Below are 15,039 nucleotides of genomic sequence, written 5' to 3'. Positions count from 1 at the left end.
CCGCGCGCTGCTCGGGTCAGCGGGTCAGCGCCGCGCCGGTTTTCGCGAGCAGCCGCCGCAGCACGGCCGGCTTGCATTCCTCGACCATCAGGAAACGCGGCAGCGTGAGCATCGGCGTGTCGTGCCGGATCTTGCTCGGCTCGAGCGTGAAGCCCGCGACGTAGCCTGCCTCGCGCGCGGCCGCGCCGAGTTCGCCGTCGAACGCGCCGAACGGCCAGGCGAGCAGATCGACCGTGTTGCCGATCTCGCGCTCGATGCGCGCGCGGGCCTGTTCGAACTGCGCGCGCGTCGCATCGCGAAACGCCGCGGACGACCGGTGCGCGGCGTTCAGATCGGGATGCCACCACGCATGCGACTGCACGTCGAACCAGCCGGTCTTGTGCAGCACACGCAGTTGATGCCACGTGAGCGAGCCGGGCGATTCGTCGACCGCGGACGGATAGACGAACAGCGTGATCGGCACTCGCTCGCGCAGCGCGATCGTGCGCACCCAATCGAAGATCGACGCATGCCCCTCGTCGACCGTCAGCGCGACCGCCTTCGGCGGCAGCACGACGGGTTCGCCGCGCATCCAGCCGACGATGTCGCGCAACGGAACGATCCGGTAGCCGAGCCGGCGCAGGTACGCGAGCTGCGCTTCGAACGTCGCGGTGCCCACCGTCATCGGATCGGCGCCGGAGTCGTTCGAGAAGCGGTGATAGACGAGCACGGCGACGTCGGCCGGCGGCGCGTCGGCGGGCGCGCCGCTCGACGCATCGGCAGCGACGATCCGCGAGACGGGCCGCAAGCCGGGGCCGAAAACGGCCGTGCGCCAGGTGAACCGGGAACGAGATGGCATGGTGATGTTCGTCGCTGGGTTGTCGGGGCCGGCGTCGCGCCGGCGGCATGCAGGCTGCGATCGGAGGCCGGACGCGAGCGTTCTTCGCAGCGCGCCGAATGGCGCTGTCGGCGCATCGGCAGATGCTGCCAAGCGGCGCTGGACGAACGGACTTTCGAGCCTCGAGAGCAGCATGCGAAGCATTTGTGTACCAGCATGCGCCGCGCATGCCTGCGTGCGTTGAGCCAGGTCAACGCAGTCGCACCAATGCAGGGCGCCACTATAGGCGGATGCCGGCGATGTGACCGGTGGCTGCACGCAGGATTCTTGATGTGCGTCAAATCCGCGCCCGTTTGCGTGTTGCATGTCGTCGATACGGATTGCCGGGGCGGCGATGCGCCGTTCGCGCGGGTCCGCTTCGCTTGATTCGCGGGCGGAGCGCATTCCGGATATCGACAGCGCCATTGCCGGAGCCGAACGTTTGCCGCAAGTCGATTTTTATTCGACGCGCGCAACAAGAAATGGCGCGAATAAATCGAAATGGAATCCTGAGCATTTCTCGTCGCTCGATGACCTCGACGCATTTCCGACCGGCTTGTTTGCCGCCGGATCGATTCCGCCACATGATTCCGGCGCCTGCAGTGCTTCGTGTGCGACCGGCACTTCAATCGGCGCTGCGACCCGCACCTGTTCGTCGCGCTCGCGCGATTCGCCGCCCGACACACGGCAGGATTCCTGACGGAACATCGCATGACGCATCCCTCAACCGGCGGCGCGACCGACGCCGTCCGCCACTGCCCCGTGCCGATGATTCCGCTGCGGCTGAATCTCAATTCGCAGTTCTATTCGCCGTATCCGCTGTACGTCGTCGGCCTGCAGGCCGCGAGCATGGTCAAATGTCCCGGCGTCGCGTTCGATCCGGTCGAGATCTTCGATGCGGTCCGGCACGCGCCGCGCAGCGTCCACCGCATCGCGAGGGCGCGCGCGTCGTGATGGACAAGTCGCTCGACAGCGTGCACTACGCCGACGCCCTGATCGCGCGCCATCCGCAGCGCGTGCTGACGATCCGCTACGAAGACTTCCTGTCGGATCAGGCGCACACGCTGCAGCGCGTATGCGCGTTCTTCGGCATCGAATTCCTGCCGCGGATGCCCGACATCGCGAATTCGTCCGAGGCGCGGCGCATCTCGCGCATGTCCGCGCTGTGGGCGTCGAACTGCTCGACGTATCCGACTGACGAATGCCGCGGGAACGCCGCGCGTGCGCGCCCGTCGACGATCGATCTTCGATCCTCCGCACATGCGGCTCGCGAAGCGCCGGTCCGTACTTGACGTGCATCAGGAAATCCGTGGCGCGCGTATGCAAAGCTGTCCTGAAGCGGCGGATGCGCGCCGCGTTTTCAGGGGGAGCGAGCGATGAAAACGGACAGGCAGATCAAGCAGGAAGTCGAGGACGAACTGACGGGCGACCCGATGATCGACGTCGCGCATTTCAGCGTCGACGTCGCCGGGCACATCGTCACGCTGACCGGCCATCCGTCGAGCTACGCGGAAAAGCTCGCGGCCGAGATGGCGGCGAACCGGGTCGCGGGCGTGCGGGCGGTCGTCATCGACGTGCAGGTGCGGTTGCCTGGCGACGACGTGCGCACCGACGAGGCGATCGCCGACGCCGTGCGGTCGATGCTGCACTGGACCGTCGGGCTGCACGACGCGGCCGTGCAGGTGCAGGTCGAATCGGGCTGGGTGACGTTGTCGGGCAAGGTTGACTGGTCGTATCAGAGCCATGTCGCGGTTCGCGCGATTTCGCAGATGCGCGGCGTGACGGGCGTGACGAACCAGATCGAAGTCCTCGGCGACGTGAGCGCCGACGAGATCGCGGGCGGCATCCGGCGCGCGATGCAACGCCATGCGGAGCGCGAGGCGAATCATATCGACGTGGCGGTCAAGGACGGCACCGTCACGCTGTCGGGCAAGGTCGGCTCGTATGCGGAACGCGCGGTCGCGCGCGGCGCCGCCTGGTCGACGCGCGGCGTGCGGGCGGTGGTCGACGATCTGGTCGTCGAGTGACGGTTGGAAAAGACGCTCGCGAGCCGTCGAGAGGAGATGGTGTTGCGTGGCTCGCGAGGCGAAAACGAATGAAGACGTGCGCGCGGACGGCGGCGCGAAGCGCACGCGCGCCCGCTTCGGTTAGCGGCAGCCGGATGCGTAGCGGCGCGACGCGGAATTGGTGCGGCGGCTGCGCGCGCGGGCGGCGACGGCGCGCGACGTGCGCGTGCTGCGGCACCGCGAGCAGCGGGCCGGGGTTTCGCAGGCGAGCATGTCAGTGGTCTGCGTCGAGTAGCGAATGTTCGAGCGCGGTCACGAAGCGCATCAGCGACGCGACGGAGCCGGCGACGCTCTGATAGCGTTCGCGGCCGATCTGGCCGTCGAGCGTGACGAGCATGCCGGCTTCGCGCGCGAGCGCGAGGAGCGCGTCGGCCCGATCGGCGCGTGCCGCCGGCTGCGCGGCGCGATCCGCTTCGGGGGCGGGCGTCGCTTCGGCGCGGCCATAAGCGAGGTAGCCCGATTCCGTATAGACGTCCTGGTATGACATGGCGGCCTCCTGATTCCCGTGGCGCGATCCTCGTTGCATTCGTCGCGCAATGCGTGTCTGCAATGACAGTATCGGGCGGCGCGAGCTCGGTTCCAAGCAGCGCGCACCGAGCTTGCCGTAGGAAATGCGGCGGGCTTATCGGCGTTTTCCTACAGATCGGATGCGCGCGTTCGCCAATGTAGGAAAGCCCCTTACGGGAGAACCCGGAAAGAGCGCGACGACGAGCGCGGAATGCGCGCGAGCGGCGCTGCGGGGCTACGCGGGGTGATGCTGGCCGCCGATCGCGGCCCAGATCTCGTCGGCGGTTTCGCAGAACCGGAACAGTTCCACGTCGCGCGGATCGATCATCCCTTCGTCGACGAGAAACCCGAAATCGACCGCCGAGCGCCAGAACGCGCAGCCCACCAGCACGACGGGCAGCGACGCGATCTTGCGGGTTTGCAACAGCGTCAGCACTTCGAACAATTCGTCGCAGGTGCCGTAGCCGCCGGGGAAGAACACGGCGGCCTTCGCGCGCTCTAGCAGGTGCAGCTTGCGGATCGCGAAGTAGTGGAAGCGAAAGCACAGCTCGGGCGTCACGTAGGGATTCGGATGCTGCTCGCGCGGCAGCGTGATGTTGAGCCCGACGCTCGGCGCGCCCGCTTCGTGCGCGCCGCGATTGGCCGCTTCCATGATGCCCGGGCCGCCGCCCGTGATGATCGTGAGGCGCCGCGGATGCGGCGAGGGGCCGGTCTCGCCGACGAGCCGGCCGAGATCGCGCGCGACGCCGTAGTAATGGCTGCGCTCGAGCAGCCGCACCGCGACGCTGACCGCATGGCGCCGCTCGGGATCGTTCGGACGCTCGGCGAGCTCGCGCTGCGCGTCGGCGAGCCTCGCGCGCGCGACGGCGGGCGACACGATCCGCGTGCTGCCGTAGACGACGACCGTATCGCAGATGCCGAAGCGCTGCAGCGTTTCCTCGGTCTTCCAGTAATCGAGCTGCAAGCGCACGCCGCACATTTCTGGGCGTTGCAGGAACGCGAGATCCTCGTCGGCCTGCCGGTACGTCGGGCTCGATACGAGCCGCTCGACGGCGGCCGACAGCGGTGCGCGGTTCTTCGGCGCGATGCGCGCGCGACGCGGCGTCGCGCGCTTTCTGGCGACAGGCGCGGAGGCGGGCGTGGCGGCTTGCGCGCGGCGGCGCTTGACGCGTGGCGGAGGCGGTCGGTTCATCGCGCTGTCCGGATACGGAAGGTCGGGACGATGACCACGTTAAGCCGGATCGTTGCGCGCCGCTTGATCGCGGTCAACGTCGGCCGACAAAGCCGGGGCGACGATGCGCGGCTGTCCCGCGCCGCCGCGAAGTCGGCGCGCGCCCGCGTTGCAGCAGAGCGGCGCGCCCGGTATCGGACTCACGCTTGACGCATATCAAGCGACATCCGTCGGGGAGCCGGAAGATGCTAGTCAGGCGCCCCGAAGATGGACGCAATGCTTATCGCTCCGGCACGTCATCCCGCTTTGCCGCATGAGCGCCAGGGGAGAAAAGGCAATGGGAATTGGAATGCAGATCGCTTATTTCGGCTTCGCCGGATCGGCGCAGCTCGAAGCCGAGGCGAGCATCCAATTGATCCGACTGGAGCGATTCGGTGCGCGCCTCGCGGGCTGTCACCTCGCGATCGAGGCGCTCGGCGCCGGCACCGCGCACACGACGTACGACGTCCGTCTCGATCTGATCACGCGCGACTACGAATTGAAGCCGATTCCGCACATGACGGGCGCCGATCCGCTCGACGCGATCCAGCGGGCATTCGACGCAGCGGAACGCGAGCTTGCCGCGGCGTTCGCGTGACGGCCCGGCGACCTGACGCCCGGCAGCGGCCGCGCGGCGAAGCGGGCGGCGCGAATCCGACGGCGGATCGCGTGTTGCCGGCGATCCGATGATCCCGCTGCCCGGCGAATTGCCGAAACGATCGCCGGCCGGAATCGCGATTCCGTGACTCGACGAGCCAGCGCACCGGCGCGGCGGCGCCGTCCGCTCAGGACGTCTCTCGCCCCGTGAACAGTTCGTGCTCGGCGGGCGCGCCGGCTTCGTCGACGCACTGCACATGCCATTCGCCGACGACTGGCGCGCGATGCGCGTGCGGATACCAGCGCGCCGCGCCCGTCTCGCCCTCGAACGGGCCCTGCTTCGCGCCAAGGTCGAGACCTTCGAGCACGCACAGCGAATGCGCGTCGTCGGCGCCCGTCACGCGCGTCGCGCCGTCGCGGCAGACGATGTTGCCCCACGCAGGCAGTTCGACGCCCGCATGGCCTTCGCGCGACCACCTGCGCTTCGCCGTGTCGATCCACAGGATCGCGTAGGCGGCCGGATCGGTGGACGCGAACGTATCGAGATGAACGGTGATGCGCACGGTTCGCTCCTTGTCGAACGCGCGGCGATGCCGCGCTACTGACTCATGACCCATTGAATCAACGTATGCGCGTCTTCCTCCGACAGCGGGCCGTCGCGCTCGGGGGCGGTCGGCATCGGCGTATCGCCCCAGTGCGCGCGCCCGCCGCGGCGCAGCTTCTGCTCGAGCATCGCGGCGGCGTTCGGCACGTCGCGATAGCGTTCCGCGATCTGATGAAACGACGGCGCGAGAAACGGCATGTTCGGCGCGTGGCAGAACATGCAATGCTGCTGGTCGACGAGCGCGGTCGGCTCGCGCACCTGCGCGTCGGCGCCGCTCGCCGCGCCGACGCAGACCGCGCTCAGCGTGCACGCCAGCGCAATATTCTGCAGACTGTTCGTCATGGCGTGCGCCTCGCTCGGGAGATCCGATTCCAGTCTAAGCAGCGGCGGGGAGCGGCGATTGACGCAGGTCAATGCAGTTCGGGTGAAATCGTCGCGGGCGGGCGCAGGCGCGACCCGGCGACGCTTGACGCAAGTCAAGCCGCGCCCGCGCCGCGGGGGTTCAATCGATGACGATGGGCCTACGCTGGAACCGTCGGATTCGATGACGGACAGGGAACACGCATCATGCGCCAGGACATGCTTTTCGATTCGCTGCTCGCCGCCGCGCGGCGTCGTTCGATCACGGAGGGAGAGCTGATGCACATGCTCGATGACGAAATCGCGCGCCTCGCGGACGGCGCGCGCGTTCACGACTATCTGCGCGTGATCGCGATCAGGCGCGTGCGCGAACGGATCGCGTCGCCCGCGCGCGCGGCGGACGACGCGCATGCGCGTCGTCCGGGAGCGCGTTGATGCACGCGATGGTGTTCGACGGCGGCGCGCCGCGGCTGCGCGAAACCGAGCTGCCGGACCCTGTGCCGGCGGCGGGACAATTGTTGATCGACGTGCACGCATGCGGCGTGTGCCGCACCGATCTGCACGTCGTCGACGGCGATCTGCGCGATCCGAAGCGGCCGGTGATTCCGGGGCACGAGATCGTCGGCACGGTCGCCACGCTCGGCGCGGGCGCGAAGGGCTTCGCGATCGGCGAGCGCGTCGGCGTGCCGTGGCTTGGCCGCACATGCGGCCACTGCGCGTATTGCGCGAGCGGCCGCGAGAACCTGTGCGATGCACCGGGCTTCACCGGCTACACGATCGACGGCGGCTACGCGCAGCGCACGGTCGCCGACGCGCGCTTCTGCGTGCACGTGCCGAGCCGCTACGACGATATCCATGCGGCGCCGCTGCTGTGCGCGGGCCTCATCGGCTACCGGACGCTGAAGATGGCGGGCTCCGCGCGGCGCATCGGCCTGTACGGCTTCGGCGCGGCCGCGCACCTCGTCGCGCAGGTCGCGCGCTTTCAGGGGCGCACCGTCTACGCGTTTACGCGCCCGGGCGACGCCGCCGCGCAGCAGCTCGCGCGCCGGCTCGGCGCCGCATGGGCGGGCGGCAGCGACGAAGCCGCGCCCGAGCGGCTCGACGCGGCGCTGATCTTCGCATCGGTCGGCGCGCTCGTGCCGGCCGCGCTCGCGGCGGTCGTAAAGGGCGGCATCGTCGTGTGCGGCGGGATTCACATGTCGGACATTCCGTCATTTTCGTACGACTTGTTGTGGGGCGAGCGGCGGATCGTGTCGGTCGCGAACCTGACGCGCGACGACGCGGCGGAATTCATGCGGATTGCGAACGACGTGCAGCTCGACGTGGAGGCGACGCCGTATCCGCTCGCGCAGGCGAACCAGGCGCTCGACGATCTGCGCGCCGGACGTCTGACGGGGGCGGCGGTGCTGACGATGCGCTGAGGCGGGGCGGCGCGCAACGCACCGCGTCAGCCGCCCGGAACGGACGCGCCCGCGGCGTGCGGGCGCGGCTGCGCGTCGAGATGCGGACATGCCGGCATGCCGAAACGTCGGCGCGTCCGCTCGGCGCCGCGCCGCCGCGCGCGATGCGTCACACGCGCGCGAGCCCCTGCGGATCGGTGATGCGGATCTGCTTGCCGCGCGGCGCGATCAGCTTGTCGCGCTGGAACTTCGACAGCATCCGGCTGACCGTCTCGAGCTTCATCCCGAGATAGCAGCCGATTTCCTCGCGCGTCATCCGCAGGTTGAACTCCGACGCGGAATAGCCGCGTTTCTGGAAACGCTCGGAGATGTTGAGCAGGAACGCGGCGACGCGCTGCTCGGCCGTCATCGTGCCGAGCAGCATCATCAGGCTCGATTCGCGGACGATTTCGCCGCTCATCAACTGATGCACGTGGTGCTGCATCGGCTTCACTTCGCGGCACACGGCCTCGAGCTGCGCGAACGGGATGATGCAGACGGTGCTGTCCTCGAGCGCGATCGCGTCGCTGTTGTGGCGGCCGCTGCACACGCCGTCGAGGCCGAGCGTCTCGCCGACGATCTGAAAGCCCGTCACCTGCTCGCGGCCGTCGCGGTGCATGACGACCGTCTTGAACGAGCCGGTGCGCACCGCATAGATGCTCTGGAACGTGTCGTGCGTGCGAAACAGTGCGTCGCCGCGCTTGACGTGGCGCGTCGTGCACACCATCGCGTCGAGCCTGGCCAATTCGCTCGGCGTGAGGCAGGCCGGCATGCACACGTTGCGTATCGCGCAGGTCGAGCAGCGGGTCGCCGGCAGCTTCGGCGCGTCGTCGGCCATGACGGGGTGCGGCAGGAACACCGGCCGCTGCGGCTCGGTGCAGGGCGCGGCTTCATTGACAGAGGCGGTTGGCATAATCGACTCCTTTCATGCGCGACGCCCGACTGGCACGATCGGGCGTGGCGTACACGTGGCGCGGCACGCGGTGCCGCTCTGCGCGACGGCGTCGACGAAGCGATCGACGCGCGCCGCGCGGCGTGCCGGACGGCGACTGCAAGCTGCCGGGGTGGTCGCCCGGGGCCAGGCTCGCACGTCGTCGTGCGCAATCCGCCATTTCGTTGCGATTGCCGAACCGGCCGACGCAAGCTGCCCGCTAAGAGCATAGACGACGAAACGCGGGTCGGAGCGATCCTCCACGGACTGCCCCTGTGATTGCCAGTATGGAACGCGGATTGCTGCATCGAAATTGGCAAACATTGAACTTGGCGTAAGCATCAGCGTAGCGCTGTAGGTCGTTTCCTACAGCAGTGGCACGGAGTGTTGCTGTTTGTTCGTTTGACTCAGGTCAACGGATCGCGTGAGTGCGCGCTTACAGTAAAACGCGATAGCTTTGAGGGGTTTCACCTCGCGTCGCGGCGGCGGGCGAAGGCATGTCGCCGCACACGCGAATCGGCGCGCGCGTTCGCCGCGCGCCGCGAGCAACACATTTCTCAACCCATGCCCGGATGGCGACCGCGCGACCCCGTTTGCGGGGCGCGCGGCGTCGATGCCGCACCGGGCACCTCATCGGGAGGCCGTGATGGAAGCAAAACGCGTGGCGTTCGTGACGGGCGGTATGGGCGGATTGGGTGCGGCAATCAGCCGGAGGCTGCACGACGCCGGCATGGCTGTGGCGGTGTCGCATTCGGAGCACAACGATCATGTGTCGACGTGGCTGATGCACGAGCGCGATGCCGGACGCGATTTCAAGGCGTATGCGGTCGACGTCGCGGATTTCGAATCGTGCGAGCGGTGCGCGGAGAAGGTGCTCGCGGATTTCGGCAAGATCGACGTGCTGATCAACAATGCGGGGATCACGCGCGATGCGACGTTCGTGAAGATGACGAAGGGCGACTGGGACGCGGTGATGCGAACCGATCTCGACGCGATGTTCAATGTGACGAAACAGTTCATTGCGGGCATGGTCGAGCGGCGCTTCGGACGCATCGTCAACATCGGTTCGGTGAACGGTTCGCGCGGCGCATTCGGTCAGGCGAACTACGCATCGGCGAAGGCGGGCATTCACGGCTTCACGAAGACGCTCGCGCTCGAAACGGCGAAGCGCGGGATCACGGTCAACACGGTGTCGCCCGGCTATCTCGCGACCGCGATGGTCGAAGCGGTGCCGCAGGACGTGCTCGAAGCGAAGATCCTGCCGCAGATCCCGGTCGGCCGGCTCGGCCAGCCCGATGAAGTGGCCGCGTTCATCGCGTTCCTGTGCTCGGACGACGCGGCGTTCATCACCGGCGCCGATCTCGCGATCAACGGCGGGATGCACATGTCCTGACCAGAGTGCGCCGACGCCGTTCGCACGGCTTCGGCGCACTTCGGCGGTCGAGCGGTGCGCTGCGGCCGGACACGATGCGCGTGTGGCGGCCGGCGTCGCGCTGCCTTGTCGTGCGGCGCTTGCATCACATGACGAAAACGGCGCATGCCGCAATGTCCAGCCGATTCAGGCGATGCGTTCGATGCGCTCGGCGCAGCGAAGCCGCCGGACATCGGCGCATGCCCGGCGCTTCGCGCCTCTCGCCGGAATCATTTCGTGTGAGCAGGCCCATCCTCGAGCTCGACCGATTCGAGATACGACGGCACCTCGCAGCGCCAATGCAGGGTTTCCTCGATCCGCCGCCGCAGCGCGTCGGCCGCCGCGGGCTCGCCGTGCGTGACGAACGTGCGCGCGGGGGCGCTCGATTGCGCGCCGAGCCATCCGAGGATCTCGCCGTAGTCCGCGTGCGCGGACAGCGACGAGATCATCTCGACCTGCGCGCGCACGCGCACGTATTCGCCGTGAATCTTCAGCGTCGGCTCGTGCGCGGCGAGCGCCGCGCCGCGCGTGCCCGCCGCCTGATAGCCGACGAGCAGGATCGTGTTGCGGCTGTCGGGCGCGTAGCGCTCGAGATGGTGCAGCACGCGGCCGCCCGTCGCCATGCCGCTGCCCGCGATGATGACCATCGGCCCGTTGTGATCGGCGATCGCCTTCGATTGCTCGACCGTGCGCACCATCACCGCCGCTTGGCCGATCGCGTCCGCGTCGGACATCGTGAGCCGGTGATCGGAGAGCCGCCGCCGGTAGAGCTCGGTGACGCTCGTCGCCATCGGGCTGTCGAGAAAGACGGGTACGTGCGGCATCCTCCCGGTCTTCTTCAGTTGCGCGATGTAGTGGAGAATCTCCTGCGCGCGCCCGACCGTGAAGCACGGCATCACGACCACGCCGCCGCGCGCGAACGTCTTCGCAAACACGTCGGCGAGCTCGGTCTCGGGGTCGCTCGCGTCGTGCAGCCGGTCGCCGTACGTCGATTCGACGACGAGATAGTCCGCATGAACGGGCGGCACGGGCGCGCGCATGATCGGATCGTGCGCGCGGCCGAGGTCGCCGGAGAACGCGAGCAGCGTGTGCCGCCAGCAGACGACGACGCTCGCCGCGCCGAGAATGTGCCCGGCGGGCAGCAGGCGGAAGTGCAGGCCGCCCGCGAGCGCCGTCGGCGCGTCGAAATCGCGCGGCGCGAGGCGCTCGAGCGCGCGCTGCGCGTCGTCGGCCGTATAGAGCGGCAACGCCGGATGGTGTTTCGAGTAGCCGTGACGATTCGCGAAATCGGCTTCTTCCTCGAGGAGCCGCGCGCTGTCCATCAGCATGATTTCGCTGAGCGCCGCGGTGCCGTGCGTGCAATAGACCGGCCCGCGGAAGCCCTCGCGCACGAGCACGGGCAGATAGCCGCTGTGATCGAGATGCGCGTGCGTGAGCACGACGGCGGCAATCGAGCCGGCGGGCACGGGCAGCGGGCTCCAGTTGCGCAGCCGCAGCTTCTTCGTGCCCTGGAACAGCCCGCAGTCGATCAGGACGCGTGTTTCGGCGTGCTCGAGCAGGTACTTCGAGCCCGTGACGGTTTCCGTCGCGCCGAGAAACGTCAGTTTCATGAGACCCCCTGAAAAGCGTGTGATGTCCGATGAGCCCATTGCACTACACGCGACGGGCTCATTGCTGACGTGGATCAACCTGCGAGGCGGAGCTTCCCTGGCGCGAGGCAACAAGGGGGAGAACCGGCAAAGGGGGGAACCGGCGAAGACACCGGCGCGCCGTTTGAAGGCCGCGCTCGGGCGTCGCCGCGTGCCGCGTGCGCCGGACGCTTGCGCGGGCGAGTAGGGGAAACTCCGCAGCGAAGAATGTGTTTTTTGCGCGAAGTCGTTCTTGCGCAGAGTTTGAACGTCTCCTATTATGACATCAATCAATGTAACGTTGATTGATGGTTTGATGTGATGGCGACCGCGCCCCTATTCCCAAATCGGCTCATCGGGGCGTTGCATCGAGTCGCACCGACGTCCCCTGACGGGACCAATGGAGACAAACACCGTGAATGCAATTGTTCGTCGCGATATCCGCTTCGCCCTGCCGCCCGGCCGCATCTGCGACTGGCACGCCGCCGGCGTGGGCGTGACGCACCTGTTCAATGCGCTGTCGCTGCTGTTCCCGGCGGGCGAGCGCTTCTTCATGGATTCGGTGCGCAACTATCGCGACCGGGTCGAGGAGCCTGGCCTGAAGCGCGACATCGCCGGCTTCATCGGCCAGGAAGCGATGCATACGCGCGAGCACGTCGAATTCAACGATCTGCTGCAGGCGGCGGGCCTGCCCGCGCACAAGCTCGACAAGCGCCTGTGGATGGTGCTCGGCTGGTTCAAGAAAGCGCTGCCGCACTCGATGCAGCTCGCGATCACGATGGCGCTCGAGCACTACACCGCGATGTTCACGGGCCTCGTGCTCGCGAACCGCATCACGTTGAGCGAAGTCGACGGCTATCGCCAGATGTGGATGTGGCACTCGATGGAGGAGACCGAGCACAAGGCGGTTGCATACGACGTGTGGCGCACCGTGATGAAGCCGAGCCTCGCGAGCTACCTGCTGCGCACGGGCGCGATGCTGCTCGTCACGGTCGTGTTCTGGGCGACGCTGTTCGACTTCAACACGCGCCTGTTGATCTCGCATCGCCGCCGCATCGGCAAGGGGCTCGGCATCGGCAAGCTGGTCAAGTATCTGTGGGGCCCGAAGAACGGCATCTTCGCGCTGATCGCGCGCGAATGGATCGACTACTTCCGCCCGGGCTTCCATCCGTGGGATCACGACAACAGCGCGCATCTGGAGCGCCTCGACGATCTGATCGCCGAGATCGACGCGAGCAATGCGCGCCTGGCGGCGAAGGCCGCGCCCCGCCGGGTGCCGCTGCATCCGGTGCCGCGGGCGGTGTAACGCAGGACAAGCAGGCAAATCAGGGAGAAGAGAAGGGCCGCTACGAGCGGCCCTTCCGTTTTTTTCGGGGCGCCGCTGCGCCGGGGGAGCATGCTCGGCCGCCGCTCGTGTTCGTGCTTATCGCGTCGTCTCGCGGCGTTTTCGTGTGGCGAACCATTGCGCGCCGCAGCGAAGATCGGCCGATTTCGCATTCTTCATATTTTTCGATGCCGCGCTGCATCGGACGAGCGCCGGCCCACGATGCGCGCGGCGAGCCCCGAGCCGCCGTGCTCGGTGCGCAACCCATTGATCGGCAAAGCGTTTTTCCCGCGTCGATCTTGCGCGTCGCAGCACGTCATGTTGCAGGCGAGCTCTGATGAATCGGGTAGAATCCGCGCTGCGCAAAAAATGCGTGCGGCGCGGCGCGCCCGGTCGGCACCGGGCGGCGCGCCGCGGATCGTCCTGGGGACGCGCCGAATCCGGCGTCCTGCCCGGCGCGGCGTCGAACCGTCGCCCGCCGCTTTTGCCAGCCCGTTATGTCACCACACCCGAATTCCGACAGCTCAACCGCACAATCGAATCCTCCTCGGCTGCGCCGCAGCCTGAAAGCCCGCCACCTGACGATGATCGCGATCGGCGGCTCGATCGGCACGGGCCTGTTCGTCGCGTCCGGCGCGTCCATCTCGCAGGCGGGCCCCGGCGGCGCGATGCTCGCCTATCTGTTGATCGGCCTGATGGTTTACTGCCTGATGATGAGTCTCGGCGAGATGGCCGCGTTCATGCCGGTGTCGGGCTCGTTCGCGACGTACGGCGCGAAATACGTCGAGGAAGGCTTCGGCTTCGCGCTCGGCTGGAACTACTGGTACAACTGGGCGGTGACGATCGCGGTCGAGCTCGTCGCCGCGCAGCTCGTCATGCATTACTGGTTTCCGGACGTGCCGGGCGTCTGGTGGAGCGCCGCGTTCCTCGGCGTGATGTTCCTCCTCAACGTGCTGACCGTGCGCGGCTTCGGCGAGGCCGAATACTGGTTCGCGCTCATCAAGGTCGTGACCGTGCTCGCGTTCATCGGCGTCGGCCTGCTGATGATCTTCGGCATCCTGAAGGGCGGCCCGAGCAACGGCTGGAGCAACTTCACGATCGGCGACGCACCGTTCGCGGGCGGCCTGCCCGCGATGATGGGCGTCGCGATGATCGCCGGCTTCTCGTTCCAGGGCACCGAGCTGATCGGCGTGGCCGCCGGCGAATCGGAAAACCCGCGCACGACGATCCCGCGTGCGGTGCGTCAGGTGTTCTGGCGAATTCTGCTGTTCTACGTGCTCGCGATCTTCGTGATCGGCGTGCTGATTCCGTACACCGATCCGAACCTGCTGAAGAGCGACGTGACGGACGTCGGCGTGAGCCCGTTCACGCTCGTGTTCCGCCACGCGGGCCTTGCGTTCGCCGCCGGCGTGATGAACGCGGTGATCCTGACCGCCGTGCTGTCGGCGGGCAACTCGGGGATGTATGCGTCGACGCGGATGCTCTACAACCTCGCGACCGAGGGCCGCGCGCCGAAACTGTTCGCGAAGCTCTCGGCGGGCGGCGTGCCGCGCAACGCGCTGTATGCGACGACTGCCGTCGGCGCGCTGTGCTTCCTGTCGTCGCTGTACGGCGACAAGACGGTGTATCTGTGGCTGCTGAACACGTCGGGGATGACGGGCTTCATCGCGTGGCTCGGCATCGCGCTCAGCCACTACCGTTTCCGCAAGGGCTACGTGCGCCAGGGCTTCTCGGTCGGCCAACTGCCGTATCAGTCGAGCCTGTATCCGTACGGCCCGATCTTCGCGTTCGCCCTGTGCATCGTGATCGCGCTCGGCCAGGACTATCAGGCGTTCCTCGCGAACAGGATCGACTGGGTCGGCGTGCTCGCGACCTACGTCGGCATTCCGCTCTTCCTCGTCGTGTGGCTCGGCTATCGGCTCGTTCACAAGACGCGCTGGGTCCGCTACGAAGACATGGACATCGCGTCATGGGTGGCCGAGCACGAGCGCGCGGCGGCGCATGACGCGCGCGAAGCGGCGGCCATTCGCGTGCCGTCGAGTCCCGAGGCGGCGTCGTAACGCATCGCGTCCCGCAGCGCTCGTTCGTTTCGCTGCAAATTCGACA

15 protein-coding genes and 2 pseudogenes are annotated in these 15,039 nt (G+C 67.7%); 9 read left to right on the top strand and 8 right to left on the bottom strand.

Features of this window, described 5'->3' with window-relative positions; translation table 11 throughout:
* Positions 1-16: 16 nt before the first annotated feature.
* A complete protein-coding gene (locus WS92_RS01570; protein WP_059930767.1) occupies positions 17-838 on the bottom strand; it encodes a polysaccharide deacetylase family protein in 822 nt (273 codons plus the stop codon).
* A gap of 343 nt (positions 839-1,181) precedes the next feature.
* Between WS92_RS01570 and WS92_RS34105 the strand changes: the two genes are divergently transcribed.
* From WS92_RS34105 to WS92_RS01560, 3 genes and pseudogenes are all read left to right on the top strand, one after another.
* Positions 1,182-1,556, top strand: coding sequence for a hypothetical protein (locus WS92_RS34105; protein WP_141667947.1), 375 nt, complete (start codon positions 1,182-1,184; stop codon positions 1,554-1,556).
* 68 nt (positions 1,557-1,624) lie between these two features.
* A pseudogene (locus WS92_RS01565) lies at positions 1,625-2,037 on the top strand (sulfotransferase); the annotation flags it as partial.
* 195 nt (positions 2,038-2,232) lie between these two features.
* The gene (locus WS92_RS01560; RefSeq protein WP_006028047.1) at positions 2,233-2,883 is read left to right on the top strand and encodes a BON domain-containing protein; all 651 of its coding nucleotides are present in this window, start codon (positions 2,233-2,235) and stop codon (positions 2,881-2,883) included.
* Positions 2,884-3,136: 253 nt separating this feature from the next.
* Here WS92_RS01560 and WS92_RS01555 read toward each other — a convergent pair whose 3' ends face one another.
* Both WS92_RS01555 and WS92_RS01550 read right to left on the bottom strand, forming a co-directional pair.
* Positions 3,137-3,409 carry a hypothetical protein gene (locus WS92_RS01555; RefSeq protein ID WP_006028046.1) on the bottom strand — a complete coding sequence of 91 codons (273 nt, stop codon included), beginning with the start codon at positions 3,407-3,409 and terminating at the stop codon, positions 3,137-3,139.
* 255 nt (positions 3,410-3,664) lie between these two features.
* A complete protein-coding gene (locus WS92_RS01550) occupies positions 3,665-4,621 on the bottom strand; it encodes an LOG family protein (protein ID WP_059930714.1) in 957 nt (318 codons plus the stop codon).
* 328 nt (positions 4,622-4,949) lie between these two features.
* Between WS92_RS01550 and WS92_RS01545 the strand changes: the two genes are divergently transcribed.
* Complete coding sequence (locus WS92_RS01545; protein ID WP_006028044.1) at positions 4,950-5,237, top strand: hypothetical protein; 288 nt, start codon at positions 4,950-4,952, stop codon at positions 5,235-5,237.
* Between the two features lie 187 nt (positions 5,238-5,424).
* Here WS92_RS01545 and WS92_RS01540 read toward each other — a convergent pair whose 3' ends face one another.
* Positions 5,425-5,853, bottom strand: a complete 429-nt coding sequence (locus tag WS92_RS01540; RefSeq protein ID WP_041862020.1) for a DUF3564 domain-containing protein — start codon at positions 5,851-5,853, stop codon at positions 5,425-5,427.
* Entirely contained in the window at positions 5,835-6,182 is a 348-nt protein-coding gene (locus WS92_RS01535) for a c-type cytochrome (RefSeq protein WP_141667946.1), read from the bottom strand. The genes WS92_RS01540 and WS92_RS01535 overlap by 19 nt, the downstream gene beginning before the upstream one ends.
* Before the next feature lie 225 nt (positions 6,183-6,407).
* Here WS92_RS01535 and WS92_RS01530 point away from each other — a divergent pair, with 225 nt between their 5' ends.
* Positions 6,408-6,635 (top strand): DUF3562 domain-containing protein, encoded by a 228-nt coding sequence (locus tag WS92_RS01530; protein WP_015603168.1) that lies wholly within the window; start codon positions 6,408-6,410, stop codon positions 6,633-6,635.
* The gene (locus WS92_RS01525; protein WP_059930712.1) at positions 6,635-7,621 is read left to right on the top strand and encodes a zinc-dependent alcohol dehydrogenase family protein; all 987 of its coding nucleotides are present in this window, start codon (positions 6,635-6,637) and stop codon (positions 7,619-7,621) included. Before WS92_RS01530 ends, WS92_RS01525 begins: the two co-directional genes overlap by 1 nt.
* 148 nt (positions 7,622-7,769) lie before the next feature.
* On the opposite strand, the gene WS92_RS01520 is transcribed toward WS92_RS01525, so the two are convergent.
* Positions 7,770-8,552, bottom strand: a complete 783-nt coding sequence (locus tag WS92_RS01520) for a helix-turn-helix domain-containing protein (RefSeq protein WP_015603434.1) — start codon at positions 8,550-8,552, stop codon at positions 7,770-7,772.
* Positions 8,553-9,216: 664 nt separating this feature from the next.
* Between WS92_RS01520 and WS92_RS01515 the strand changes: the two genes are divergently transcribed.
* Entirely contained in the window at positions 9,217-9,963 is a 747-nt protein-coding gene (locus WS92_RS01515; RefSeq protein ID WP_006028038.1) for a beta-ketoacyl-ACP reductase, read from the top strand.
* A gap of 248 nt (positions 9,964-10,211) precedes the next feature.
* On the opposite strand, the gene WS92_RS01510 is transcribed toward WS92_RS01515, so the two are convergent.
* Positions 10,212-11,591, bottom strand: coding sequence for an MBL fold metallo-hydrolase RNA specificity domain-containing protein (locus tag WS92_RS01510; RefSeq protein WP_059930710.1), 1,380 nt, complete (start codon positions 11,589-11,591; stop codon positions 10,212-10,214).
* Positions 11,592-12,024: 433 nt separating this feature from the next.
* Between WS92_RS01510 and WS92_RS01505 the strand changes: the two genes are divergently transcribed.
* Entirely contained in the window at positions 12,025-12,915 is an 891-nt protein-coding gene (locus WS92_RS01505) for a metal-dependent hydrolase (RefSeq protein ID WP_082743609.1), read from the top strand.
* 117 nt (positions 12,916-13,032) lie between these two features.
* On the opposite strand, the pseudogene WS92_RS36235 reads toward WS92_RS01505, so the two are convergent.
* Positions 13,033-13,253, bottom strand: a pseudogene (locus WS92_RS36235) (hypothetical protein).
* A 177-nt stretch (positions 13,254-13,430) separates the two neighbouring features.
* On the opposite strand from WS92_RS36235, the gene WS92_RS01500 reads away from it, so the two are divergent.
* Positions 13,431-14,993 carry an amino acid permease gene (locus tag WS92_RS01500; RefSeq protein WP_009915804.1) on the top strand — a complete coding sequence of 521 codons (1,563 nt, stop codon included), beginning with the start codon at positions 13,431-13,433 and terminating at the stop codon, positions 14,991-14,993.
* The last annotated feature ends 46 nt before the right edge of the window (positions 14,994-15,039 follow it).

It is taken from the genome of Burkholderia sp. MSMB1588 (genome assembly GCF_001546925.1).
Taxonomy (GTDB): domain Bacteria; phylum Pseudomonadota; class Gammaproteobacteria; order Burkholderiales; family Burkholderiaceae; genus Burkholderia; species Burkholderia humptydooensis.
Note: the sequence above shows the minus strand (reverse complement) of the source record. Positions and strands in the feature narration are given on the sequence as shown.

Coding starts and splice junctions, on each gene's coding strand:
- WS92_RS01540 (WP_041862020.1), bottom strand. CDS start 5,853: ATGGGTCATGAGTCAGTAGCGCGGCATCGCCGCGCGTTCGACAAGGAG.
- WS92_RS01500 (WP_009915804.1), top strand. CDS start 13,431: ATGTCACCACACCCGAATTCCGACAGCTCAACCGCACAATCGAATCCT.
- WS92_RS01520 (WP_015603434.1), bottom strand. CDS start 8,552: ATGCCAACCGCCTCTGTCAATGAAGCCGCGCCCTGCACCGAGCCGCAG.
- WS92_RS01530 (WP_015603168.1), top strand. CDS start 6,408: ATGCGCCAGGACATGCTTTTCGATTCGCTGCTCGCCGCCGCGCGGCGT.
- WS92_RS01510 (WP_059930710.1), bottom strand. CDS start 11,591: ATGAAACTGACGTTTCTCGGCGCGACGGAAACCGTCACGGGCTCGAAG.
- WS92_RS01570 (WP_059930767.1), bottom strand. CDS start 838: ATGCCATCTCGTTCCCGGTTCACCTGGCGCACGGCCGTTTTCGGCCCC.
- WS92_RS01525 (WP_059930712.1), top strand. CDS start 6,635: ATGCACGCGATGGTGTTCGACGGCGGCGCGCCGCGGCTGCGCGAAACC.
- WS92_RS34105 (WP_141667947.1), top strand. CDS start 1,182: ATGTCGTCGATACGGATTGCCGGGGCGGCGATGCGCCGTTCGCGCGGG.
- WS92_RS01515 (WP_006028038.1), top strand. CDS start 9,217: ATGGAAGCAAAACGCGTGGCGTTCGTGACGGGCGGTATGGGCGGATTG.
- WS92_RS01535 (WP_141667946.1), bottom strand. CDS start 6,182: ATGACGAACAGTCTGCAGAATATTGCGCTGGCGTGCACGCTGAGCGCG.
- WS92_RS01545 (WP_006028044.1), top strand. CDS start 4,950: ATGCAGATCGCTTATTTCGGCTTCGCCGGATCGGCGCAGCTCGAAGCC.
- WS92_RS01560 (WP_006028047.1), top strand. CDS start 2,233: ATGAAAACGGACAGGCAGATCAAGCAGGAAGTCGAGGACGAACTGACG.
- WS92_RS01550 (WP_059930714.1), bottom strand. CDS start 4,621: ATGAACCGACCGCCTCCGCCACGCGTCAAGCGCCGCCGCGCGCAAGCC.
- WS92_RS01555 (WP_006028046.1), bottom strand. CDS start 3,409: ATGTCATACCAGGACGTCTATACGGAATCGGGCTACCTCGCTTATGGC.